The organism is Desulfobacterales bacterium (assembly GCA_029211065.1).
Classification (GTDB): domain Bacteria; phylum Desulfobacterota; class Desulfobacteria; order Desulfobacterales; family JARGFK01; genus JARGFK01.
In genome coordinates this window covers 1-22,839 of record JARGFK010000079.1, presented here as the reverse complement: position 1 = coordinate 22,839, position 22,839 = coordinate 1, and the positions used below count along the sequence as shown (strand labels likewise).

At 48.3% G+C, this 22,839-nt stretch carries 21 protein-coding genes; 17 read left to right on the top strand and 4 right to left on the bottom strand.

All coding sequences use genetic code 11. The features are described 5' to 3' along the window. The first annotated feature begins 250 nt into the window (after positions 1 to 250). Complete coding sequence (locus P1P89_15980; GenBank protein MDF1593016.1) at positions 251 to 2,344, top strand: tetratricopeptide repeat protein; 2,094 nt, start codon at positions 251 to 253, stop codon at positions 2,342 to 2,344. A 418-nt stretch (positions 2,345 to 2,762) separates the two neighbouring features. Here the strand turns inward: P1P89_15980 and P1P89_15975 are convergent, their stop codons facing one another. Both P1P89_15975 and P1P89_15970 read right to left on the bottom strand, forming a co-directional pair. Then, a complete protein-coding gene (locus P1P89_15975; protein MDF1593015.1) occupies positions 2,763 to 3,731 on the bottom strand; it encodes a nucleotidyl transferase AbiEii/AbiGii toxin family protein in 969 nt (322 codons plus the stop codon). After that, entirely contained in the window at positions 3,728 to 4,534 is an 807-nt protein-coding gene (locus P1P89_15970) for a type IV toxin-antitoxin system AbiEi family antitoxin domain-containing protein (GenBank protein MDF1593014.1), read from the bottom strand. Before P1P89_15970 ends, P1P89_15975 begins: the two co-directional genes overlap by 4 nt. Positions 4,535 to 4,909: 375 nt before the next feature. On the opposite strand from P1P89_15970, the gene P1P89_15965 reads away from it, so the two are divergent. Together P1P89_15965 and P1P89_15960 are read left to right on the top strand one after the other, a co-directional pair. Then, the gene (locus P1P89_15965) at positions 4,910 to 6,076 is read left to right on the top strand and encodes an XRE family transcriptional regulator (GenBank protein MDF1593013.1); all 1,167 of its coding nucleotides are present in this window, start codon (positions 4,910 to 4,912) and stop codon (positions 6,074 to 6,076) included. Then, positions 6,077 to 6,634 (top strand): hypothetical protein, encoded by a 558-nt coding sequence (locus P1P89_15960; protein ID MDF1593012.1) that lies wholly within the window; start codon positions 6,077 to 6,079, stop codon positions 6,632 to 6,634. Positions 6,635 to 6,904: 270 nt separating this feature from the next. Here P1P89_15960 and sat read toward each other — a convergent pair whose 3' ends face one another. Further along, a complete protein-coding gene (sat, locus tag P1P89_15955; GenBank protein MDF1593011.1) occupies positions 6,905 to 8,191 on the bottom strand; it encodes a sulfate adenylyltransferase in 1,287 nt (428 codons plus the stop codon). A 263-nt stretch (positions 8,192 to 8,454) separates the two neighbouring features. Between sat and P1P89_15950 the strand changes: the two genes are divergently transcribed. From P1P89_15950 to P1P89_15895, 12 genes are all read left to right on the top strand, one after another. After that, positions 8,455 to 9,723 carry a radical SAM protein gene (locus tag P1P89_15950; protein ID MDF1593010.1) on the top strand — a complete coding sequence of 423 codons (1,269 nt, stop codon included), beginning with the start codon at positions 8,455 to 8,457 and terminating at the stop codon, positions 9,721 to 9,723. A gap of 87 nt (positions 9,724 to 9,810) precedes the next feature. After that, positions 9,811 to 10,374, top strand: a complete 564-nt coding sequence (locus P1P89_15945; protein ID MDF1593009.1) for a GAF domain-containing protein — start codon at positions 9,811 to 9,813, stop codon at positions 10,372 to 10,374. A 10-nt stretch (positions 10,375 to 10,384) separates the two neighbouring features. Continuing rightward, the gene (gap, locus tag P1P89_15940) at positions 10,385 to 11,398 is read left to right on the top strand and encodes a type I glyceraldehyde-3-phosphate dehydrogenase (GenBank protein ID MDF1593008.1); all 1,014 of its coding nucleotides are present in this window, start codon (positions 10,385 to 10,387) and stop codon (positions 11,396 to 11,398) included. A gap of 229 nt (positions 11,399 to 11,627) precedes the next feature. Continuing rightward, positions 11,628 to 12,095 (top strand): hypothetical protein, encoded by a 468-nt coding sequence (locus P1P89_15935; GenBank protein ID MDF1593007.1) that lies wholly within the window; start codon positions 11,628 to 11,630, stop codon positions 12,093 to 12,095. Positions 12,096 to 12,191: 96 nt separating this feature from the next. Further along, the gene (locus tag P1P89_15930; protein MDF1593006.1) at positions 12,192 to 13,424 is read left to right on the top strand and encodes an HD domain-containing protein; all 1,233 of its coding nucleotides are present in this window, start codon (positions 12,192 to 12,194) and stop codon (positions 13,422 to 13,424) included. 26 nt (positions 13,425 to 13,450) lie between these two features. Then, a complete protein-coding gene (locus P1P89_15925; GenBank protein ID MDF1593005.1) occupies positions 13,451 to 14,143 on the top strand; it encodes a cyclic nucleotide-binding domain-containing protein in 693 nt (230 codons plus the stop codon). 186 nt (positions 14,144 to 14,329) lie between these two features. Then, positions 14,330 to 14,776 (top strand): CBS domain-containing protein, encoded by a 447-nt coding sequence (locus tag P1P89_15920; protein ID MDF1593004.1) that lies wholly within the window; start codon positions 14,330 to 14,332, stop codon positions 14,774 to 14,776. A 7-nt stretch (positions 14,777 to 14,783) separates the two neighbouring features. Further along, positions 14,784 to 16,130, top strand: a complete 1,347-nt coding sequence (locus P1P89_15915) for a hypothetical protein (GenBank protein MDF1593003.1) — start codon at positions 14,784 to 14,786, stop codon at positions 16,128 to 16,130. A 479-nt stretch (positions 16,131 to 16,609) separates the two neighbouring features. After that, positions 16,610 to 16,981 (top strand): hypothetical protein, encoded by a 372-nt coding sequence (locus tag P1P89_15910; protein MDF1593002.1) that lies wholly within the window; start codon positions 16,610 to 16,612, stop codon positions 16,979 to 16,981. Positions 16,982 to 17,085: 104 nt separating this feature from the next. Then, complete coding sequence (gene sulP, locus P1P89_15905) at positions 17,086 to 18,831, top strand: sulfate permease (GenBank protein MDF1593001.1); 1,746 nt, start codon at positions 17,086 to 17,088, stop codon at positions 18,829 to 18,831. 132 nt (positions 18,832 to 18,963) lie between these two features. Next, complete coding sequence (locus tag P1P89_15900) at positions 18,964 to 20,274, top strand: YhjD/YihY/BrkB family envelope integrity protein (GenBank protein ID MDF1593000.1); 1,311 nt, start codon at positions 18,964 to 18,966, stop codon at positions 20,272 to 20,274. Positions 20,275 to 20,473: 199 nt separating this feature from the next. Continuing rightward, the gene (locus P1P89_15895; protein ID MDF1592999.1) at positions 20,474 to 20,854 is read left to right on the top strand and encodes a hypothetical protein; all 381 of its coding nucleotides are present in this window, start codon (positions 20,474 to 20,476) and stop codon (positions 20,852 to 20,854) included. A gap of 28 nt (positions 20,855 to 20,882) precedes the next feature. On the opposite strand, the gene P1P89_15890 is transcribed toward P1P89_15895, so the two are convergent. Continuing rightward, positions 20,883 to 21,485 (bottom strand): hypothetical protein, encoded by a 603-nt coding sequence (locus P1P89_15890; GenBank protein ID MDF1592998.1) that lies wholly within the window; start codon positions 21,483 to 21,485, stop codon positions 20,883 to 20,885. A 247-nt stretch (positions 21,486 to 21,732) separates the two neighbouring features. On the opposite strand from P1P89_15890, the gene P1P89_15885 reads away from it, so the two are divergent. Beyond that, complete coding sequence (locus P1P89_15885; GenBank protein MDF1592997.1) at positions 21,733 to 22,176, top strand: Hsp20/alpha crystallin family protein; 444 nt, start codon at positions 21,733 to 21,735, stop codon at positions 22,174 to 22,176. Between the two features lie 293 nt (positions 22,177 to 22,469). After that, the coding region (locus P1P89_15880; protein ID MDF1592996.1) for a hypothetical protein at positions 22,470 to 22,839 on the top strand (370 nt) is incomplete at its 3' end.

Genomic DNA, 22,839 nt, shown 5'->3' with positions numbered 1-22,839 from the left:
CGCCGGCAAAGGCCTTTTCCAGCAGCTCCAGCAGCCACGAGCGGATCACGCTGCCCTGGTTCCAGAGCCCGGCGATTTGAGCATAGTCGAAACCGGGGGCATAATCCGACTTTTCCAGGATTTCAAAGCCTTCGCCGTAGGCCTGCATCATGGCGTACTCAATGCCGTTCAACATAAAGACGCTCTGATCCCACGTGCTGACGGTTATTGGAATATCGAGGGTTTTGTTTACGTTTGATCACTGTGAATTATGAAAATTTGGACAGAAACACCAAAAACGAAAATTGATAATGCTCTCATGCCCTTTGTTGCAGCCAGGGAACGGGGTCGCCTCGCCTTTTTGGTAGGTGCGGGTGTCTCATGGGATGCCCCGGCCTGTCGCCCTATGGCCGGTGAAATATCATCGGCCATAGGTTCTGCATTATGGTCGATCGGCACAATAGCAAAGAATCGATGGAAAGAAAGCACGATACAAAGCTTCGCAAAAGCGGTTCGGTTTGAAACATTAATGCAGCTCCTTGCGGAAACCACGGGCTCCCTGGGTTTCCTCAGAGCTCTGAAGGGTGGCAAACCGAACCAACTGCACCGTATACTCTCAAAGGCATTGCGAAGCCGCTGTCCAGTGCTCACAACCAATTTCGATGAACTAATCGAGCGAGCATTTCCTGCTGGACAACGCCCAGAAACACTCACGAGAACTGCTGACTTCAAGCGGTGGAGCAAGCGAACACCCCGTGGCGTGTTGGCCAAACTGCATGGTTCGCTCGGTGATTTAGATTCTATGTGCGCCACCATGCGAGCGATTGGCACTCTGGGTCCCGCTTTCATGTGGGATCCACCACGCGGGGAATACCTGGCACGTGTGAGGCGGGATTTTCCTATGGCCGTTCTCGGATATTCGGGAACGGACGATTTAGATATTTTGCCAAGGCTTAGAATCACCGAGAGCAATCAACCCTTACTGTGGGTACTCCACGCTCGAGGTCGTATCCGTATTGCCACTGACAGGGACATCGTGCGCCTGGCAACTGCTCCGGGCCTGCCAGAAATGCTGCATAAAAGCAACGCCGCTGTAATTGTTGGCAACACACTTCTGGTTGTTGCGACGCTGTGTGGCTTTCGGCCGAAGGAGGTGGCTGGACACCGTGGACACCCACTTGCCACGAGACTGCTTCACTCCATGAGGAGGACAACTGCCCCTTACTTGGCAGATTTCCTTATCGGTAGGATTCTTTATGAGGGTGGCCGGAGAAAGGTGTCATACAGTCAGTTCGCTGCAATTCGCCGTCAAGTGGGCGAACGACATCCCGGCCTGGCGGCCCGGTGCCTGACAAACGAGGCGACTGTTGCCACGGATATTGGGAAATGGGCGATAGCAAGGCGTAAACTGGAGGCTGTGCTTCCCGAAATGCAACGTTATGCGGATGAGCGCGCCTTTGTAAATGCTTGCTTGAATCTAGCGCTTGTATACCGCCGCTTGGGTAAGACCGATGAGGCAGAGGCGCATTTTCGCATGCTAATTCGAACACTCAAGACAGCGCTGGAGCTTCATTTAGAGCGAGCGAGGGCGCAGGTGAATTTGGCTGACATGCTTTTCGAGCAGGAGCAGTTCGACAAGGCGATACGGCTGGTGAAAGCTGCCCGAATTGGTTTTAAGAAGGCAGGGGATTACGGTGGTATGGCGACGGTTTTTGGCGTGCTCGGCAAAATTCTGTTTGCACGGCAGGAAGTGAAGAATGCGATGGAGGTCCTATCCATTGCTCTCTGGCACGCGCGCGTAGCCTGGAATAGGTCTGACGAGGCCCGAATTCTCAATAATATCGGCACAATGCAGCGAGTGGCGGGAATGTTTGATGCCGCAAGTGCATCATTCGCCCAGGCACGCCTGATTGGAGAAGCAATTGCGGATCCCGAGCCTGTCATTGTGTCCGAAATGGGCGCTCTAACGGTAGATCTGGCCGCCGGCAGACTCAATTCGGCAATCCGTAGGGCTAAGGCATGCCTATCTCCGGCCGAATCCATAGGACTGCACTATCTCGCCATGCAGACCAGAGGAAACCTATCATTGGCCCTCATGGACTCTGGATATCATGCCAAGGCGGTCCATCATCTTGAAAAGATTTATCCTTTTCTTGTCAAACACGGCCCACGATACCAGGCTGCTTTTACTCAGAGGAACATAGGTGAATGCCTGGCTTCCATGGGTCAGCACAAACGAGCTCGCGAATTGATCGAGAAGGCCGCCCAAATGTATGAGGAATTGAATATGACTGACGAAGCCAAAGAAACGAGAGCCATGATTTATAGGGTTGTATCCCCGTCCCAGAGGAACAGGGAGTCATAAAACAAAAACTTGCTGTTTAGACAAATTGCCAAACCGGTTTCATCAGATACTTTTCCAGGCCCACAGCAGATCCACGGTCTGGAAAACTGCAGATAAGTCTGACTTTAGAGTAGATTAGTTTAATAAATATTGTCATCCTATTCGACCCAAGGGATTGCCGATTTTTAAAAGAAAGCGCGAGAAACTAATCGTTTTGCGGCTGGAGGCATATTTTGGTTGACAAAAGTTTACAAACTGTTTTATCTTGTTCCCATGGAAAAAAAACTGAATATACAGAAGATCGGCCAATCCATGGATGAAAAGGGCTTAAACCAGGCCGGCTTTGCAAGAAAAGCATCAAGTTCGGCCTGGGTGAGGCGCCGTTGCGGTCTGGTTTTCACAGAATTATTCATTTTCACTCACATATGTTTAAAACAGTCTATTGATTTTTTATAAACTCACGCACATTTAACGCCTTCCATTCAAGCATAGGATGCTTTCTGATACGATCCCGCAGATCCTCATCGTCGGTTAATAAGTCGGGGACTATTTCCCCTTTTTCCAGCAATCGATCCAAAAATTCCATCTCCGCCGCCTTGAAAGGGAGCAAGACAGCCAATCCTTTACGACAGTCCTCGATGAGTCGTTTTCTAAAAGAAACGATGCTCATTGCTTCGGCACCTTTTGCCCGCAGCATCGGCAGAAGCTTTTGCTCGAAATCCCCTATTTCCAAACTAACTTCCTCTATGTCCACGGTTCGCCAATCCCGTCGGTTCATGGCGCCATAGAGGACAAACGCCAACCGCAGCCGTTCCGATTCAAGCGCGCCGCTGCGGAAAAGATGACTGCTGTCGAAGAGGTCTCTTGCCTGCCTCCGCGAAAACAGCGCCGCAAGTTTCCCTGCCGCGAGCTCGTGGATATCCAATATCTGAACATCCGTTGCCTGCCAGACGCCGACCGGCCGCGAGGCCATGACCATATGCGGCCACAATGAGACACGGAACACAAAGTTGACGTCTACCTCAAGGATGCCTCCCTGCCCGCTTGCACCCTGGTAACGAAGTTGCCATTTGCCGCCGGCATGCTCGCCGGGCATGCGCCTGACCGTAAATCCTTCCCGGGAGAATACTGCCTGCAGCGCCGTATCGACCTTGGGGCGCTCCAACAGCATGACCTCCCGATCAGACGCCCCCACGTAATTCAGATCGATGTCGATGGAAAGGCGGGGGACATCAAAGATAAAAAGGTTCAAAGCCGTACCGCCCTTCAGGGCCAGCCTTCCTTTCAGGAAAGGGTGACTTTGCAGGGCCCCAAGCAGATGTATCAGAAGGCCGACCTTTTCCAGAGTATCCATCCGAAAGCCGGTCGCCTCCGCCTGGGCCGTCAGCATTTCCGAGGATATTCTCACCTTGATTCCTCCCATGACCGACGCATGATTTCATCAGGAACAACCAGGTTCCAGGCGGAGACAAAGCGGCCGGATTTTCGGCGGCTTCGCTCCATATAGTGGGGCCGGAGCGGACGAAGGTCTTGGAAGGTCTTTAAATGAAAATCTTCAACCATCAAGGCTTCCCGGTGCTGTTCAAGAAAAAAACCAACTTTAGCGGCGGTGGTGGCGTTTCCCAGAAGCGAGGCGTACTCCGCTACTTTATCGAGATCGAAATACTCGATGGTCTCCAGAGACCGCCATATTTCTTCCCAGCTTCCCGACAGGTCGGGACGGTTCAGAACATCTACTATGGTCCGCTCCAGTCCGGTTATGTAGATTGTCATGCCCGAGCGTTCAACTTTCATCACGTCAAAAGATTCCGCCTTTTTTCGCATTAGGGCCTTCGGAAACTTTACCCCTTTGAACACAAGAGAACGAAAGTTTATGTGAGGGGTAGATTTCCTAACGAGACAAGTGAAATGTTCATACACCGAATAGGCTTTTCCGTGAGCTTCCAACGCAGTATGATAAGCCAGGATAGCGTCTTTCGACATCCGGCCGGCTATGAGAAACGGATCTATGGGGAAATTTTCCGGCGACGCCCCGGGGGGAACGGATGCATAGAGGCCGCGGCGGACCCGGACGATATTGCCTGCTTTTACATGGTAGGAAAGGAGAGATTCCCGGGTTCTTACGTTGTGTGTTCCATCGCGAGACAGAAATTCGGCAAAGTCATCGACGGTAAAAACAGGATATGTGCGAAAAAAGGCCCTCAGCTTCATTGTCGATATCTTTTGACAGTTATTCTGTTAACACGCAATTTTTTTACGTGTAAAAGAATATATTGTCAAGGAAATTGTTGGGAAAGTTCATTTAGACTTGATTAAAGTTGCCATAACTCGCGGTTTTTTTACGTGTTATAAATAGAAGCGTCAAGCATTTTCCGGACGGACCGTAAAAGCGAGGATTTCGACACTGACTTTCATGGTATCTTTTCATCCCCACAGAATATCAGCCGTCCTCAAAACCTGAGAAACGTCTGACTTTAGAGTAGATTAGTTTAATAATTATTGTCATCCTATTCGACCCAAGGGATTGCCGATTTTTAAAAGAAAGCGCGAGAAACTAATTGTTTTGAGGCTGAAGGCATATTTTGGTTGACAAAAGTTTACAAGCTGTTTTATCTTGTTCCCATGGAAAAAAAACTGAATATACAGAAGATCGGCCAATCCATGGATGAGAAGGGTTTAAATCAAGCAGGTCTTGCTCAAAGCCTAGGGGTTTCCAGAACCATCGTATCGGCCTGGTTCAAGGGCCGGAAGTTTCCCCGTCCGGAAAAGCTTCTGAAGCTTGGTTTGGAACTCGGATTGCCGTTTCAGGAACTTGTTGTAAAATCTGTTACCGCATCCGAGCCGATTGTGGCTTTTCGAAAAAAAGGTCGTCGTAAAACGACTGAGCTGCATATCGAAAACGCTAAAGAAATTGGGCAGTTGCTTGACGTATTGGCCCCCTATCTTCCTTTTGAAGGCCTGTTTCAGCCCCCTTCTCTAAAAACGCCCAAACTGGATTACAGCTATATCCAGGAAGCGGCAGAGGGCATAAGATCAGAAATTAAAGTGAAAGAAGGCGAACCCATCGCATTCGAACAAATGATCGGCAAACTGAATAATTTTGAGGTCGTTCTGATTCCGGTATTCCATGGGCGACGGGAGCATCATGAGAACGCCCTTCATATCTTTTTGCCGACCTCAAAAACCACCTGGATTTTTCTCAATCTGGACAGCAATCTCCACGATTTCAAATTCTGGATGGCCCATGAATTGGGGCATGTTCTATCACCATCGCTGACGGGGGATAGTGCGGAAGATTTCGCCGATATATTTGCCCAGGCCTTTCTTTTCCCTGAGATGCAGACCAAAAGGGCTTACCAGTCCTTAAATAACCTCCGCTCAACCCGATCGAGGATTAGTGAAATAATCAGCCTGGCAGACTCGCTTTCGATCTCTCCAATATCCGTTTATAAAGCGATTAATGAGTATGCAGCCGCTTCCGGATTGGTGGAATTGGACTTGGAACCTGATATTTACGCTGCGACTACAAACTTCAATAAAAACCATCCAAACGTAAGCGAGATCCTATTTGACGGAAAGCCTTGCAGCGCCACTGATTATATAAAGAAAACAAAAGAGCTTTTCGGCAGCCCTTTTTTTGAAGCACTTAGGGCATACCTTTCTGAAAATGAGAAATCAGGCGGATTCATTCAATCGATCCTGGATTGCTCGATACTTGATGCTAAAGTGATTCATGCTGAACTGATTCAATAAATGCCTACAAAAAATATTCTGCTGGACAGCAACGCCTATCTAAGACTCGCCAACAGTTTTCATCCGTTGCTGCATGAACCCTTTGGTAAAGATTGGTATGCGCTTTACCTCATTCCCGAATTTCAGAAAGAATTTGATAAGAACCCACGCCTTGCCAACAAATTCGGGTGGGCGAACCAACCCGAATACATAAAAAACAGAAAGCATCGTATCCGGACCACACGGTTTCAAATAGGTCAGATAAACTTAACTTTCTCTTATCTATGGCCTCATAATATCAGTGAAGGTCTTGGTGCATCCCGGATTGATGTTCGGGCACTGGCCTATGGCGATGCTCTAGAAATTCCGGTGGTCACCGACGATGTTCAAATGAGAGAACTGGGTATCACTTTTGGGATCGAAGTGTGGAGTCTTCTGGATCTTTTAAAGATCATGTACAAGTCCAAACGGATTGAGTTTAGCGACATTAAAACGTTGCTAAATTACCTCCAATATATGAAAGATTGGCCATTCCCTTCCTTCGAAAAAGACGCCAAAAAGGTTTTCGGAGATCTATAATTCATTTATGATCACCATAGCGCCTCTGGAATAGATGAGAGAAGTTACGGGGTAGTAGTGTTTATCAAGGAATCCTTGCCCTGCTGTCGTCCGGGAGGGGCGGGCATCAAACGGGCTGTGAGGTCTGGCCGGAGGACAATTCGGTTTTAAGGCTGTGAGCCGAGCAAAAATTTTTAACCCGCTAAAATTAACAAGGGGAGATAAGAATCTCTTATCTCCCCCTGATCTGTTTTACGCACTGCTTGAAATGTATAATTTCAGGCGGTTATTCTATTTTTTCTTATTATCGCCGGTGGCGGCGCCATGGAGTTTAATCTCAACCTTTTCGGTGAGACCCTGGTAATATTCCCGCAGAATGACAAGGACTTCGTCCCGACCGAAATGATCCGGCACTTCGCCGCCTTCCGACAGCATTTTGCGGAGCATGGTGCCGCTCAAAAGAACGCGGTCCTCTTTAGCGTGGGGACAGGTTCGCAATGAGGCCATTCCATCGCATTTGAAGCAGTAGAAGGTCCAGTCGATTTTCAGCGGGGTGCACAGCAGGGCTTTCCCATTTTCTTTGGGCTGGGGAATCTTGTCGAAAATGGTCTGGGCTTCAAACATGCCGTAGAAATCACCCACGCCGGCATGGTCGCGGCCGATGATCATGCGGGAGCAACCGTAGTTCTGGCGGAAAGTTGCATGCAGCAACGCTTCCCGGGGACCGGCGTAGCGCATATCCAGAGGATATCCGCCCTGCACAACGTTTTGTTCAACAAAGTAATGTTTTACCAGGGCGTCGATGCAGCGGACCCGCACATCGGCCGGTATGTCGCCGGGTTTGAGGTTGCCCACCAGCGAATGGATATAGACGCCGTCGCAGACTTCAACGGCGATCTTGCACAGATATTCGTGGGACCGGTGCATGGGGTTTCTGAGCTGCAGCGCAGCCACTTCGCTCCAGCCCCTGCTGTCGAAGATTTTGCGGGATTCTTCCGGACGCATGTAAACTCCGGCATACTTTTTGGGATATTCCCCTTCACTTAACACTTTTACCGGGCCGGCCAGGTTGAAGTCTTTTTGCTGCATGACCATCTGGACTCCCGGGTGTTCTTTCCCGGCTATTTTCCAGAAATCTTCAGTGGTTTTGGTTCCTTCGCCCATGTATATTTTTTCACATTCAAACTTTTTGTCGGCAGCGGTCATTTCATACTTTTCGGTCACTTTCATGGTGGCTATGAACTCTTTGCCCTCGGGATCGAACAGCGCGATTTCCTCTCCGACCTTAATGGCAGTGGCCTCTTCTTTTGAGACCGAAAAAGTTACCGGGATGGGCCAAAAGATCCCGTCCGCCAACAGGTAGCTTTCACAAACGCCCTTCCAGTCGGCTTTATTCATAAATCCGGTCAACGGGCTGAAACCGCCGATTCCCATCATGATCAGATCGCCCTTTTCACGCGGGGAAACCGTGATTTTTTTAAGACCGGCCGCTTTTTTCTTTTCAGCTTCCAGCGCTGCGCCTTCCAGCAGGCAGCAGTTGAGGCCTTTTCCGCCATGCGGTGGAACTAAATTTGACATTTCTTTTCCTCCTTTTATGAGTTGTTACAACCAATGGCAAACAGCCATAAAAATTCATTTAAGCGAAAGTTCTGATTATTAAGTATAGAGTGTTTTGTCAAGATTAATTCGGTTTTGACGGAAGGATGGCGCTAAATCGGAAGGGTTTTTGAAAAAACCGACTTGCCAATGATGTTGCAGCCGTGATAGCATACTGGTCATTTGAAACAGAAAAAGCGGTCTTTTCGACTCTTTTTCCGCACGTATCATTGCGGCGAATAAAAATGGAATCCTACCGACTTGAAAATATTCATGTGATTCCCGAAAAAAAGGGTTTCCAGGAATTTTCCAAGGTCAGCTACCCCATACGCTACGGCCGCTTTTCGGAAATTCAAACCCCGGATTACACCTTTCAATTTAATTTGAACGGTGAAATCAAGTTTATTCAGGGGCGTGGGCAAAACTGGCCGCATCCCGGCGAATGGTTGAAACGAACCATCGGAAACGACTGGCTCTATTATTCGGCCGGCAGTTATAACGGTATTATTGATATTATCGGTGAATATTATTATCCTTGTCTGCCATACCCGAGCAATTCCCTGTTCAATGGTTATGGGATTGACACGGCTATAAAAAATGATGCCATTCACGCCTGGGCCAGTCTGCAATCGAACCTTAGCATGCGGGTCTCAGCCAGTCGTTCCAACAATTTAAATGAATGCCTGGCACGCATTGCTCAAAACGACATCGGGACGCTTCAGCACCGCTCAAATCAATATCCCGACCTGATCAACGGACACATCACGGTCTTGCCGCCGGATTCCCGCCATGTCGATTACGAAACCATACCGGTGATTATCGCCGATGGTTGCCTTTACCATTGCGGTTTCTGCCGGGTGAAATCCGCAGGGGGTTTTATGCCCCGTAGCCGCGCGGATATCCTTGAACAGATAGAGCAGTTAAAAAAATTTTATGGACGTGATATCTATAATTACAATTCGGTTTTTTTAGGCCAGCATGACACGCTCATGACGGAAACAGCGCTGATTGAATTCACAGCGCTGAAAGCACACCAACTATTTGAATTTGAACATTCCAACCTGAAAAACCCCAGCCTCTTTCTGTTCGGCAGCGTGGATTCTCTGCTGGGTTCCGATGAATCAAAATTTAGTGCGTTAAACCGGCTGCCGTTTAAGACTTACCTGAATCTGGGGCTTGAATCGGTTGATCCAGAGACATTGGATGTTTTGAAAAAGCCGATAACCAGCGAAAAGGTTAAAGACGCTTTTATCAGAACGATCGAGCTCAACAAAAAATATGAACGGGTTGAAATAAGTGTCAATTTTGTCCTGGGGGAAGGCCTTGCTATCGGTCATTTACCTTCACTGCTGGATCTGGTTCGAAACAGCCTTGATCGTTTTTACAGCAAAGGGGCGGTCTATCTGTCCCCCTTAATCGGAAGCAACAACAAGAAAGAACTGCTCAGGCAATTTTATAGGGTGAAAACGATGAGCCGGTTTCCTGTTTATATTTATCTGATACAAAGGCTTTAACGGATAGGGAGATCCCTGCAAAACACTCCCTTTCGCTCAATTTCGGTGTCAAGTTCAAATATTAACCCAAAACCGGGGAGGTGACTTATGACGGGGAAAGAAAAGAGTTATTTCACGGCACTTTATGAGGTAGCCAAAGTGGTTAATGCCTCGCTTTCACCTGCGCGGGTCATGGAGGAGATTGTGGCGTGTGTGGCGGCGACCATGAAAGTCAAGGCCTGTTCATTAAGACTGATGGATTCACGCCGGAAACGATTGCTGATGGGCGCCCATTTCGGGCTGTCGGACGGCTACATCCGCAAGGGCCCGGTGGTAATCGAGGAAAGCGGTCTGGATAAAAAGGCGCTGAAGGGAAAATCCGTCCTGCTCAAGAATGCCCAAACAGACAAAAATTTTCAATACCGGGACAAGGCCCGGTCGGAGGGGATCAAATCGGTCTTGGTGGTTCCATTGATGGTAGAAAAAAAAGCCATCGGTGTCCTGCGGGTTTATACGGATAAAGAAAAAACATTCAAGGAAGATGAAATCCAGTTTCTGGAAGTGGTGGCGAATCTAAGCGCGATTGCCCTGGAAAATGCCCGGCTCCACCAGGCCCTGCGCAATGATTACGATTTGCTGGTTGCTCACAAATATCGTTTGGATGACAATTAAAAGGAGGTGAATCATGGTCCGAATCGGCATCAACGGCTTTGGCCGTATCGGGCGGCAGGTGCTTAAGGCTGTCATGGAGCGGCACCCTAAAACCCTTGAAGTTGTGGCCATCAATGATCTTTTTGATGTTAAAACCAACGCCAACCTCTTTAAGTATGATACCAACTACGGCCGTTTCCCCGGAGAGGTAAAGACCGGTGAAAATTTTATAGAAATAAACGGCCGGACTGTAAAGAGTTTTTCTCTGCGAGACCCGGTGGAAATCCCATGGGATGAGGAAGGCGTGGATATTGTTATAGAAAGCACCGGCCTCTTTACAACCGGGCCGAAGGCGGCGGCGCATCTCGAGGCCGGCGCCAAGAAGGTCATCATTTCGGCTCCGGCAAAGGAAGAGGACATCACCGTGGTGATGGGGGTGAATCATAAAAATTACAAACCGAAAGAACACCATATTGTTTCGAACGCATCGTGTACCACCAACTGTCTGGCGCCGCCGGCCCTGGTGGTTCACCGGGCTTTTGGAATTGAAAAGGCGCTCATGACCACCGTGCATTCCTATACCGCGGATCAACGCTTGATGGATTTGGCGCACAGGGATCCCCGCCGGGCCCGGGCCGCGGCGCTTAATATAATTCCCACTACTACCGGAGCCGCCAAGGCGGTGGCGCTGGTCATTCCGGAATTGGCCGGACGTTTTGACGGATACTCCCTGCGGGTGCCGACGCCGACGGTTTCTGTGGTTGATTTTGTGGCCCTGCTTCAAAAACCCGCCGACACCGAGGCGCTTCGGACGGAACTTAAAAAAGCGGCGGCGGCGGACCTTAAAGGGATTATGGCCTGCGAAGACGAACGACTGGTGTCCATGGACTTTAAAGGCGATTCAAATTCATCCATCGTTGATACGGAATTTACGCTGGTGCTGCAGAAAAATATGGCCAAGGTGGTGGCCTGGTATGACAACGAATGGGGCTATTCCTGCCGGGTGGCCGACCTTGCAGCTTACATGGTGGGAAAGGGGTTATAGACGACGAGGCGGCAGCTTTCGGTATTCCCGACCTGTCGGGTCGTAGCTGAAAGCGACGCCCGAAGGGTAAGTAAAACGGAGAGGTTTTTTAACATGGCATTTCTTTGATAAAAGCGTTATGCAATTGTACTTGCACTGTAAAATAGACTGTTAAAATAAATCGTTATTACGGTTCTCCATTTTGCTTGCGATCAATTAGGGTTTTACATTTGAAGACTACGGCGTTATAATGAATATACTTTTTATCTGTACGGCCAATATCAGCAGAAGTTTTCTGGCTGAGATGCTCCTCAGGCATGAAATCGATAAGCACAATATTAAGAATGTTTTCGTTTCGTCGGCCGGGATGGATGCTGCGCCGGGATATCCCCCGGATTCGAAGATGACCGAATATCTTTCAAAACAGAATATAAGGGCTGCCGACCATGCTTCCCGCCAGGTTCGACAGGAGGATGTTGACGGCGCCGACCGTATTTTTGTGATGGAGAGAAAACAGGCCGATGAAATCATCCGGCACTGGCCCCAGGCAGCGGAAAAGGTAACGCTTATGGGAAGCCATGTTTCCGATGATTATGCGGCGGATGACATCATGGACCCTTATGGGCGTTCGCCGTATCATTACCGGCTGGCGCAGTCTCAGATTTCTTTGGCGATAGAAAGGATTGTTCAAAATCTGAAACGGCTCCGGGGAAACTGACCCCGGCGCCAAGGAACTCTGCCATGCCGGATGGGTGGCCGGGTAATGGATTCAACCCCAAATTCAGAAATTCATTCAGGAGCAAAGGAAGTTTTCATGCTGACCGAAAAAGAAAAGCTGGACAGTTTAACCCGTCTGGGTGTTGAGCTCAATCAGGTGAACGACCTGGATATTTTAATGGAACGGGTTCTGACCGAAGCCAGGCATTTTGTAAACGCCGATGCCGGTTCGATCTATATCCGGGATGAGAACTCACTGCAGTTTACATACACCCAGAATGATTCGCTCCAAAAGAAGCTGCCGTCCGGAGAAAAACTGATATATTCCACTTTTTCCATTCCCGTTGATAAAAAAACCATCGCCGGCTATGTCGCTGCCACAGGAGAAACTTTAAATCTGCCTGATGCCTATAAGCTTGAGGCGACCTGTCCCTACCAGTTCAACAAAAAATTCGATGAAGCTTCCGGCTACATGACACGGTCCATCCTGACGCTTCCTTTAAATACGCCGAACAAAAAAATTTTAGGCGTTTTGCAGATTATCAACGCCCAGGACAAAGAGGGGCGGTTTGTTCCTTTTTCCGAAAACGATGAACGCATGATGCTTCATTTTGCCGGAATTGCCGCCGTTGCGCTGGAGCGGGCCCAGTTGACCCGTTCGATCCTGCTGCGGATGATTCGAATGGCAGAGCTGCGCGATCCCAAAGAGACGGGGGCCCATGTGAATCGCGTGGCCGGCTATACGGTCGAAATATATGAGCAGTGGGCCCGCAGGCATCAGCTGGCTCAAAAAGAGATCGATAGAAACCGGGATATTCTCCGGATGGCCGCCATCCTTCATGATGTCGGCAAGGTCGCCATATCCGATCAGATTTTAAAAAAGCCGGCCCAGTTGAGCGACGCCGAGTTTGAAACGATGAAGCAGCATACGGTTATCGGGGCCCGTCTGTTTTTAGACCGCCAGTCGGGCTTTGATGAGGCGGCCGGACTGGTTGCCCTTAATCACCATGAGCGCTGGGACGGCAAGGGGTACCCCGGACATGTGAATGTACTGACCGGGGCTGCGCTGGACGGCTTCAGCATGCCCAGCGGGATACCGCTGGGGAAAAAGGGGGAGGATATCCCGCTTTTTGGCCGGATTGTTGCGCTTGCAGATGTTTTCGACGCACTATCCTCCAAACGGAGCTATAAAGAAGCGTGGGACGAATCCCGGATCTTTTCCGCCATTGAAGCGGACGCCGGTAAACACTTTGATCCGGAGATTGTCGAAATATTTTTCTCACGTATTGATATGATTCGTTCTATCCAAAAACGGTATAGCGGTGATTAAGGGGATCACTATAGGAGAAAATTATCATGTTTCAAATAGCGGATGAGCATACTTTTGAAGACGGCCAGACGATTTGGGAAGAAGGGAGTTTCGGAGACTGGATTTATTTAATCCAGACTGGAAAAGTGGAACTTTCCAAAAAAGTGCGGGGCGAAAAAGTGGTCATCGATACGTTGAGGGTGGATGATATTCTTGGAGAAATGGGATACATCATTCAGAGTCCGCGAATTTTCACGGCACTGGCGATCGGGAAGACAACGCTGGGGATTGTCGACCGTGATTTTTTGGACCAGGAATACAACCGCCTTTCGGACGATATTAAGTTAATCATGCGCAGTCTTGCCCTGCGGCTCAATAAAGCGTCTGAAAATGTAAATTTCGGTAGAAAATCTCCGCGAATAACCAAAATCCTTTCCCTTGTTTTCAAGAGCAGAGAAAGTTTGATTAATGCCTTTACCGGCAACGCAAGCGATAACGGACTATTGATAAAAACATCCAAACCGCTGCCAAAAGGAGAAAAATTTTCCCTCAGGCTGCAGCTGCCGGACAATCCGGATCCGCTCAATATCGACTGTGAGGTCGCCTGGAGCCGCACTCAGTCCGACGACCCGGTGCAACGGCCGCCGGGCATGGGCGTAAAGTTCATTCAAATCAGCAGCGCAGATAAAATGAGATTGGATCAGGAGCTTAAAAAGGATATCCCTGGGACCAAGTCTTGAAACCGTCGTAACCGTGTTAACGAAGAAAGCCATAATCACCTAAACAGAATGGCACCGCCGGCTTTCTGATAGGGCAGCTGATGTCTATATAATCATGCGTGCATAAGCAACTTCATGCTATGTTATAAATATCGACTGATATTCCGGTGGCGGTGGTTTCAGGCTGGCCACGTTTAAGGGGCTGATATGCTCAGGGTTAAAGATATTATGACTAGGCGGTTGATTACCGTTTCCCCGGAAACGGAAATCACCCGGGCAGCCGGACTGTTGCTGGAAAATCGAATCAATGGCATGCCGGTTGTGGATGAAGCCGGCCGGCTGGTGGGCATATTGTGTCAGAGCGATCTGATTTCTCAACAAAAAAAACTGCCGATACAGTCGTTGTTTTCGTTTCTGGATGGATACATCCCCCTGGACTCTCCAAAACAGATCGAGAAGCAGACCCGTAAAATTGCGGCCACCACCGTGGCCCATGCCATGACGCCGGATCCGGTGTTCGTCGACCCGGAAACGAGCATACAGGCGGTGGCGGCGCTCATGGTGGATAAAAACTTCCATACGCTGCCGGTGGTGCAGGAAGCCAAACTGGTGGGGGTCGTTGGAAAAGAAGATGTTTTAAAAACCCTCCTATAGGTGTCGTATGAATCTTTATCACCTCTTGCAGCAGCGCGCGGCTGACAACCGGCCGGTTCGGGTAGGGGTCATCGGGGCCGGCAAATTCAGCACCATGTTTTTATCCCAGGCCCGGCTGACGCCGGGAATGCAGATTGTCGGAATCGCGGAGCTGGATATCCAAAGGGCCCGGCAGGCCTGCTCACGGGCGGGCTGGTCCCCGGAATCGCTCAGCATTGAAACGACATCGGCCGGAATCAATGATGCGGCCCGTCATAACAAATCAGCCCTGACGGAAAACGCTCATGCGCTCATCGATGCGGATCTGGATGTTATCGTAGAAATCACCGGCGTTCCCGAAGCCGGCGCCCGGCATGCCTGCAGCAGCCTGGCGGCCGGAAAACATGTCGTCATGGTGAATGTCGAGGCCGATTCTCTGCTGGGTCCAGCCATCAGCCAAAAAGCCATGGCGGCCGGCCGGGTATATTCAATGGCATATGGTGACCAACCCGCACTTATCGCAGAGCAGGTCGACTGGGCGCGGGCGGTGGGGATGGAAGTCGTCTGTACCGGCAAGGGGACCCGCTATCAGCCGGCCTTTCACTATTCAACTCCGGATACGGTTTGGGGGTATTATGGCTTTTCCGAGGAGCAGGTGGCCTCCGGAGATTATAATGCCCAGATGTTCAATTCGTTTTTGGATGGTACCAAGTCGGCCATCGAAATGTGCGCTGTGGCAAATGCCTGCGGCCTCAAACCACAGCCGAAAGGGCTGCAGTTTCCTTCGGTGGGGGTAAAGGCGCTTCCGGAAATACTGAAGCCAAAAGCCCAAGGCGGTATCCTGGCACACAGCGGGACCGTCGAGGTCGTTGCCAGCGAGAACCGGGACGGCAGCGCGGTGACGGGTGATCTTCGCTGGGGAGTGTATGTGGTTTTCAAGGCGCCGACCGCATATGTCCGGCGTTGTTTTGCAGAGTATGGACTATGCACCGATACAAGCGGTGAATATGCCGCTCTGTATCGACCGTATCACCTGATCGGCCTTGAACTGGGAATCAGCGTTGCATCAGCGGTATTGCGCGGGGAACCGACCGGGTCTGCCAGGGAATTTAACGCGGATGTGGCCGCGGTTGCTAAAAAGGATCTGAATCCGGGGGACGTGCTTGACGGGGAAGGCGGCTATACCGTTTTCGGGAGACTGGTACGGTCAGGGGAAAGCCTAAAAGGGGCTTATCTGCCGATGGGGCTGACCGGAAATGCCAAAATTATTAAAACTGCCGCCAAAGATTCGATCCTGACATACGATCACGTTAAGCTGGACCAGAACCTTTTTTCTTATAAACTTAGAAAGTCGCTGGAGGAAACGTCTAAATAGAAATAATCGCAACGCTATTAAGGCGATTTAGACTCCTGTAAAAAAGAATGGTCATCTGCGCTTAAATTTCTTTTCTGACAACCGACCCGCCCCGGCACAATCAATGTGTCCTTATCCATACGATACCCGCAATAGCAAAAAAACAGAATTTACCCTATCGATCCACGATTGCGCACCCGCCAAATACGGAAATGATTGAGGCTGTATAATTTAACATACAGGGTTGTGTGGTTTTATGGGCGGAACGCAACCTGAAAATGTGAATAAAAATCTTCAACTATCTGAAATGTTGTTAAAATATTAAACCCAAGGGATTGGCATTGATTTTGCTGTATATAAAATTGAACACAGATCTACATGTAATAACGGATTTTAACAGCGTAAACAGTCGCTTATCAGGTGCCCGGGGTAATGGAAAGAAAAACAGCATTACCGTAGAAAGACTGCCGGCGCTAAAATTTAACAAGAGGAGCGTAAACATGAGAGTAGACAATTGCAGAATATATCCAAGCTACAATATAAAGGTTAATGCCAAGGCGGTTACCGCTAACCGGACCGTGCCGTCGATCGCAACGGAAATCTCAGCGGATCGGGTCAGCATTCAGACCGACCGGCCAATTATGCCCACCACGCCCATAAACATTTGCATTCAGCTTGAGGAAGACATTCAGCTACAGGGAAATGTGGTCTGGGTTTTGGATACCCAGACGGACAAAGGTGAACATTATTATCTTGCCGGGATTCGTACAGACGCCATCATCCACCCAAAGGTAAAAGCCATCGGTCGTGCCGAAAAAGCAAGGCTGTTGCAGGAGATGCTGTATGAGATTATGGAGCGGTGCAACAATTAAGGATCTGATTTTATATTTCCCTTTGGTTCCGTTTTTTATGCCGCCACAATAGCCGCGATATTTTTTGCTTGACCCGCCCCGCTTGTTTTCTATACGTCTAACCAATGCCCAAAAGCGTCCGTCAACGACTGTTACCTTTTTTAGACTGGATGAAGGGATACCAGGCATCTACTTTCCAAAGCGATGCCCTTGCCGGTTTGACGGTTGCGGTCGTGTTGATACCCCAGGCAATGGCTTACGCCATGCTGGCCGGGATGCCGCCTGTTTATGGCCTTTATGCCGCCGCCATTACCCCCATGGTGGCGGCGCTGTGGGGCAGTCTGCGTCAGCTTTCCACGGGCCCGATTGCTATTATGAGTCTGCTGGTGCTGACAACCTTATCCCCTGTCGCCGAACCCGGGAGCTCAGCGTTTATCGAGCTGGCTTTTGTGCTGGCCTTTATGGTGGGCGTGCTTTATTTGGGAATCGGGATCTTCGGTCTGGGCGTGGTCATGTATTTTATTTCCCACTCGGCTGTAAAGGGTTTTACGTCGGCGGCCGCCCTTATCATTATCGCAACCCAGCTGCCCCATTTTCTGGGGGTTCCGGTTCCCCGCGATGAGTATATATTTCCCATGCTGGTGGACCTTTTCAAAAGCTTGCCGTCGCTTCATTTGCCGACATTGGCTATCGGCCTGCTGTCGGTTGTAATTATATACAGCATTAAAAAGTATAGAGAAAACTGGCCAACCGGCCTGATCGCACTGGTGATTTCATCAGGCCTGCTGGTGCTATTTGAATTGCATGAAAAGGGCATTGCCATCGTTGGCAAAAGCCCGGGGGGCTTGCCAAGCCTGAAGATGCCGTCGCTGGACATTGAAATCATCAGTTCGCTGCTGGGGCCTGCGGTTGTGATTGCACTGGTAAGTTTTGCGGAAACCTATTCAGTCGGCAAGGCCATTTCGGCCGAAACAAAGCAAAAAGTCGATGTTGATCAGGAGTTTATCGGCCAGGGATTGGCAAATTTAGTCGCTTCTTTTTTCCAGGGATATCCGGTCAGCGGTTCTTTTTCGCGAACGGCCATCAATTTTGCGGCAGGGGCTAAAACCGGAATGTCCAGTGTGGTCGCGAGTCTCAGCGTCATTGTGGCGCTCATGTTCTTGACCCCTCTTTTAACCTACATTCCCCGGGCGGCATTGGCTGCCCTGGTGATGAGTGCGGTTCTGATGTTATTTCATCCCCGAGAGGTGTTCAGCCTCTGGAAGATGAATCGTCATGACGGCATTGTGGCATTGAGTGTGTTTATTCTGGCATTATTGGCCAAACCCGACTACGCGCTGTTGATCGGCGTGTTGATCTCGTTGATGTTTTTCCTATGGAAGACGATGCATCCACGCATTGTCCGGGTTTCCAAAGATCCCGAATTGAACATGTTTATCAATGCGGACGAATATCATAAGCCCAGTTGTCCGCAAATATTGCAGCTACGGTCGGACAATGCGATTTATTTTGCCAATGCGGAATATACAATTGAACATATTGTCGAGCGATTGGACGAACATACCACCCCGATAAAATTTCTACTGCTGGACTTTCAGGCAGTCGGGTTTATTGATATCACCGGCGTTGACGAATTGCGTGTTTTATCCGATGAATTAAAAATCCGGGGTGTCTGTTTGGTGTTCATGAGTGTGCGCCTGCCGGTCAAGAAGGTTTTTGAAAGTTCCGGTTTCTTAGTTCAGTTAAATTCAGAGTACCTGCTTGTTAACCGTGGCGAAGCGATTGCCTTGCTGTTCCGGCAAATCGATCATGGTTATTGTAAAAATGTTTGTCCCCACCGGCTCTTCAATGAATGTTCCACAGTAAAATAGCGCGGCTTGACTCCCCGGAGCTTGATCGTATGCCGGCGGCAGGCGTGCCCGGCAGCAGGACCCGCCCTAGTATTTTCTTGATTATTCTGCGGGGCTTGTGTATCCGAATAAGTCAACAACGGGGCATATAATATGGAGCGTTTGGATCCGGAGAACAGCTTTTTGAAGTGGATACGGAAGCAGGTTCAATTTTTTTTTCAAAAATTCTCCCTGACATCCAGTCTCTTTTTAAAAAACGAGCTGATATATCATGCTGCTGCTACGGCGTTTTTCTTTCTGCTGTCGATTATCCCTATCTTCTTATTGCTGCTGCTGACCTTTAATAAGTACCTGGCGTCCTTTCCGAATATTTCAGATGAATTCTTCGCGTTTCTGAAAAATATAAATTCAAATATCGACAAAGATTTCCTGGTCCGAATTGGATTGCTTAATGTCAAGGCCAAGGTGGCGGGTGTCATCGGTCTTCTAAATCTTTTATGGGCCGGTTGCTGGATTTTAACCGCCATTCAAAAGGGGCTCGAAATTGTTTTCAAGTCTCAAAAAATACGTACAACACTTGTCATGAACGTTTTGTCTTTGCTGGCCCTGACCGTGATGCTCGGCCTGGCCTTTGTTGTGGCGGTACTCAGCATCAGTCTGAATTTTTTTCAGGCAATGATGGCCGACAACTTTTTTGTCCTGAGCCTGATCAGCTCCTTTATGCCGGTCATCAGAAACTTGCTCCCGTTTTTATCGATTTTGCTGTTGATTTTTCTATCCTACCGGTTTGTGCCGGGAACAAAACCAACTACGTTATCAAGTTTGAAGGGGGCCTTGTGGTGCGCCCTCGCGGTTATCCTGCTTCATTTATTAATGGCCAGATTTTTAAGCGTCACGCGCTTTAATATCATTTACGGCGTATTGGGCTCCCTGATTCTGATGCTGCTGTGGGTGCATTTTACATTTGTGCTGTATTTTTTCTTCGCAGAATATACATATGTTTCCGACAACATCGACTCCCTTACCATCGGCCGGATGGTTCTCTTCCGGTCGCAGCCTGATATCAAGGGGAAAATAATTGAAAGATTTCTGTTCAAGCATCCGAAGCGGGTTTTTGAAAAATATGCCCGTCATTATCAGGCCGGAGAAATCATTTTCAGAGAGGGTGACGATACGACGGATATCTTTTATGTTTACCGCGGTAGCATAAGTGTCCATCGCGGAACCGAAGAACCCCAACAACTGTTTGCCATCATGGAAACCGGTGAAGTTTTTGGTGAAATGGCGTATCTGCTCAATGAAAAGAGAATGGCAACAGCCACAAGCGAGACGGAATCCATTGTTTTGATTATATCTGCCGATATTTTTGAAGAACTGCTTCAAGTCAACCAGCCTTTTTCCCGGGATATTATTCAGCAGCTGAGCAATCGGCTCAGAAAAATTCACCTGCCGGAAAAACCGTAAGTAAAAATACCTGCCGACGGATCAGGGCTTTCGATTAAAACACAATATATAGCGTTAACTATTTCTTGACACACAAGACAAATTGAGCTAACATTCCCGCCTAACACAGTTTTGTTAACAGGGACCGGGGTGAATGCGTAAAAAGAAAACAGCTATCTGAATGGCCGGTTGCTATAAGCTTTCCGGAAAGGAATATACCGTGACCATTTTAAATGAATTTGTCGAACGCAGAAGACTCAAGCGTTTCAAGGTCAAGGAAGGCGCTTTTGCGGCACTCATGCCCGATTCCAACAAACTGGGCCAAATTCTGGATCTGGGAAAGGGCGGTTTGTCTTTCCTGTACATTGACACGGGTGAGGCGGCAGATGGATCCACAGCGCTTGATATCTATGTGGCCGGCAACGGATTTTATCTGTCTAACCTTCCCGTTACAATCGTTTCCGATATCCGTGTCCCTAATAAAATCCCCATTAATCCCATCGTCATGCGGCGGCAGGGCGTTCAGTTCGGTGAAATGACGCAGGAACAGACGCGTTCGCTTGAATCTTTTATGCAGCAGTATGCCACAGGGGAAGCCTAAAAAAGTATGCGGGCAGGCATCCCGTCTTTCATTTTAAAAAATTTTCTATTATTTCACCTTTCTTAATCAAAATACCGATTTCATTATAAATATTTTTATAACCCACCATCAATTTTTCCAATTTATTATATACCGGATCGTCCCTTTCCAAGGTTTTTTCACATTTTCGTAAAATTTCCATCCCTTGTCTCAAGTGTTCGGATAACTCTGTGAATATTTCAATACGGCGCTTATGTTTTTCCTTTTCAATGCCAATGACCGGAAGAAGACGCTGAATCGAATATTCCACCAGCACATCCCGTGGCGTGTTAAATTCTTTAGAAATTTTATCAAGCGAAAATAAACTCTTACGACTTATAACATACGTTTTTTGGATACGATGTTTGGACATCATGTCATCGGAATCAATTTCCATTGCAATGGTATTTAATGCCCGTCTGTCCTCAATCAAGTGGTCAAATAGTGACTTTTGCTTGATTCCCAAATGAACGGAAACAATACTGATGGCCTCAATTGATTGCGGGGTTAACTTAAAGGTGGCGCGAACGGATTGGCGGCTTCGTAAGGCTGCGGCTGTGGTATCTGGTAATGGCATAGGGTTGTTCTTTGTTTGATTCCCGTTTTCGGCCATGCCCCCTCCTTGGCTTTAATATTATGGTAATCATCTGTTTTTAATTAATATAATTTCGGATGATGCAATTCAGCACTTTGTATTCAACAGGGAAAGATAACCATATTACTATTAGATTAATTATATAAAAAGTTATGAACAATATATTGACAAAATTATATTGATACTTAACATATAAATGAAAAAATGGAAACAGTTATAAAGAGCAACCATTAACATTAATGAACTTAACGATAGGAGGTAAAATATGAATATTGTAAGATGGAATCCAGTAGGTGATATGTATTCGGCAAGGAATCACATCAATTCATTGTTTGAAGACTTTTTCTATCCGATGGGTCGGCGGGAAAGTGATTCGAGCTTGTGGGGCTGGAACCCGGTGGCAGATGCCTATGACAGGGTTGACCATTTTGTCATCAAAGCCGAACTTCCCGGTGTTGACAAAAAGGATATCGTTATTGACGTGAAAGACGGAGTTCTGACCCTAAAGGGCGAACGCTCCTATGATAACGAGGTAACAGACGATAAGTATTACCGTAAAGAAAGGTCGTACGGCAAATTTGAAAGATCATTTGCATTGCCGGTTAATGTTGATGCGGATAAAATAAAGGCGGAATACAAAGATGGGGTTCTGGAAATTGAAATTCCGAAACCCGAAGAGCACAAGCCCAAAAAAATTATGATTCACTGATTTGACAGGTTAACCTGTGTTATGAAGTGAGTTGATTCCAGGGGGGTGGTTTAACAAAGCCACCCCCCTTTCCGTGTTGAATGATCCGGCCGCTTTCGGTCACGGCATAAAAATTCGGGCACCCAACAAATAGATGCCTGATATTATTCGGACCCATTCCCTATTTATGTGGTTTTTAACAGCGGGATATGATATAAGCCCGTAAAGTAAGAGCCGATAAAATGTTTCCTTGAAGACACAATTTTGCACAGAGAATCATGCGGCCCAAGACCCTTTAAGTCGTTGGCTCAAATATGATTGCTATCGCAAAAGTCTATTTGTTTGTCGCCTTGTTTGCTATCTTCCTGGTAGCCTATTTGTTATTGCCGATTTTCCCCGCAACCAGTGATTTGGCCCGTTTATTCGATATTTTTAATGACCCAACCGTTAACTTCGCCTTTCTGATTTTTTTATTTTTATTTATTTCTTTGGTGCTGACATTGCTTTTTCATGCCCTTTGCTGTCTGGTTAGGGGAAGAGATAAAGAGCGGGCCCAGATTGGGGATGTGCTGGTATCTGAAGGATTTATCGATCCGCAAGATCTACGGGAAGCGTTACAGGAACAGACCCGCAAATTGGGTGAAGTATTGGTTGGAGCGGGGCGTATTACTGCGGCGCAAAGAG

Coding starts and splice junctions, on each gene's coding strand:
- P1P89_15945 (MDF1593009.1), top strand. CDS start 9,811: ATGACGGGGAAAGAAAAGAGTTATTTCACGGCACTTTATGAGGTAGCC.
- P1P89_15960 (MDF1593012.1), top strand. CDS start 6,077: ATGCCTACAAAAAATATTCTGCTGGACAGCAACGCCTATCTAAGACTC.
- P1P89_15930 (MDF1593006.1), top strand. CDS start 12,192: ATGCTGACCGAAAAAGAAAAGCTGGACAGTTTAACCCGTCTGGGTGTT.
- P1P89_15950 (MDF1593010.1), top strand. CDS start 8,455: ATGGAATCCTACCGACTTGAAAATATTCATGTGATTCCCGAAAAAAAG.
- P1P89_15910 (MDF1593002.1), top strand. CDS start 16,610: ATGAGAGTAGACAATTGCAGAATATATCCAAGCTACAATATAAAGGTT.
- P1P89_15885 (MDF1592997.1), top strand. CDS start 21,733: ATGAATATTGTAAGATGGAATCCAGTAGGTGATATGTATTCGGCAAGG.
- P1P89_15915 (MDF1593003.1), top strand. CDS start 14,784: ATGAATCTTTATCACCTCTTGCAGCAGCGCGCGGCTGACAACCGGCCG.
- P1P89_15925 (MDF1593005.1), top strand. CDS start 13,451: ATGTTTCAAATAGCGGATGAGCATACTTTTGAAGACGGCCAGACGATT.
- P1P89_15980 (MDF1593016.1), top strand. CDS start 251: ATGAAAATTTGGACAGAAACACCAAAAACGAAAATTGATAATGCTCTC.
- P1P89_15935 (MDF1593007.1), top strand. CDS start 11,628: ATGAATATACTTTTTATCTGTACGGCCAATATCAGCAGAAGTTTTCTG.
- P1P89_15970 (MDF1593014.1), bottom strand. CDS start 4,534: ATGAAGCTGAGGGCCTTTTTTCGCACATATCCTGTTTTTACCGTCGAT.
- sat (MDF1593011.1), bottom strand. CDS start 8,191: ATGTCAAATTTAGTTCCACCGCATGGCGGAAAAGGCCTCAACTGCTGC.
- P1P89_15920 (MDF1593004.1), top strand. CDS start 14,330: ATGCTCAGGGTTAAAGATATTATGACTAGGCGGTTGATTACCGTTTCC.
- P1P89_15890 (MDF1592998.1), bottom strand. CDS start 21,485: ATGGCCGAAAACGGGAATCAAACAAAGAACAACCCTATGCCATTACCA.
- sulP (MDF1593001.1), top strand. CDS start 17,086: ATGCCCAAAAGCGTCCGTCAACGACTGTTACCTTTTTTAGACTGGATG.
- P1P89_15900 (MDF1593000.1), top strand. CDS start 18,964: ATGGAGCGTTTGGATCCGGAGAACAGCTTTTTGAAGTGGATACGGAAG.